Raw genomic sequence first — 1,058 nt, forward strand, 5'->3', positions numbered from 1 at the left:
ATATTCGTTGGTACAACGAAAAACGTATCAAAGTATCTCTGGGACGTTTAAGTCCTGTGGAATACCGGCACAAGCTTGGCCTAGCCGCATAAAACCAGTCCAAGTTTTTATCCGCACCTCCCACTGGCACCCAGTTGATAACTATTGGGCCTTGCAGATTTGGTATGCCTTTCTGTTCCTGTTGCCTGGCTCCATCACCTTTACCCTATTGCTGTGGTTTCTCCCGGGAACTGCCACGGTGGGCCAGCGACTCACCTTTATATTTTCGATAGGCCGCAAGGGGAATTGGCACTAATCAAGGGCTGCTTAGGGTCGATAGTACCTATTCGTGAGCCAAGATTTCGGACTTCCAGCATCCCCGAGGACAGCCTGTTATCGATGGGCTGCTGCTGACCTGGAAACAGTCATTCGAGAAGCGATTGTCTTGGCGTTCTGAATGATCGCTATGAGGCGGCGACCGGTAGTTCGCCCTGCGGCTATGAGCGGCAGCAACCGCTTGTGGATGTGGATTCAACTGGTCGATGCAACACACTATGACCCGGCTCAGGTCGAAGGAGCGCTGGAAAGCGGGCTGGACTCACCATCAGATCGCTAAGCTGTTTGATCGAGGGTGTGGTTCGGTAGGAGGCATCCTGGCTCGAACAGGCGGTATCCGTCCGCCCCAGCGATATCGCTCCAGATTGGCGCTGACGCTGACCGAACGAGAAGAGATTTCGATTTCTGTCGCGAAAGGGCTATCAATCCGTTCGATTGCAGGCAAGCTCGGACGAGCGCCGTCCACGGTCAGTCGATAGATTAAACCCAGCGGCGATCAAGAAGGATGCAAAGCGGCTCAGGCCGACAGCGCGGCCTAGCAGCGAGGGTGTCGGTCCAAGGTTTGCAAGCTGGCTGAGAACCGTGTATTGGCCCGAATCATGGCTAACAAGTTGTAAATGCTTGAATCGACCAGTGTTTTGTAGATAGTCCAAAGCCTCCTATTTCCGTTCCAATAGGAGTCCTTATGAGCAGTCAACGTTACCCTGAAGAATTCAGGATTGAAGCGGCCAAGCAAATCCTGG

General features: G+C 53.1%; 1 protein-coding gene and 1 pseudogene. Both read left to right on the forward strand.

Going from position 1 to position 1,058, the window contains the following annotated elements:
- Window positions 1–92: IS3 family transposase (locus tag ACNAZA_RS22340; protein ID WP_415797097.1), on the forward strand; the 92-nt coding region annotated here is incomplete at its 5' end.
- A gap of 429 nt (window positions 93–521) precedes the next feature.
- Window positions 522–929: pseudogene (locus tag ACNAZA_RS22410) on the forward strand (helix-turn-helix domain-containing protein); the annotation flags it as partial.
- Window positions 930–1,058: the final 129 nt, after the last annotated feature.

Origin of the sequence: Comamonas aquatilis (assembly GCF_965139575.1) — a bacterium.
Classification (GTDB): domain Bacteria; phylum Pseudomonadota; class Gammaproteobacteria; order Burkholderiales; family Burkholderiaceae_C; genus Comamonas; species Comamonas aquatilis.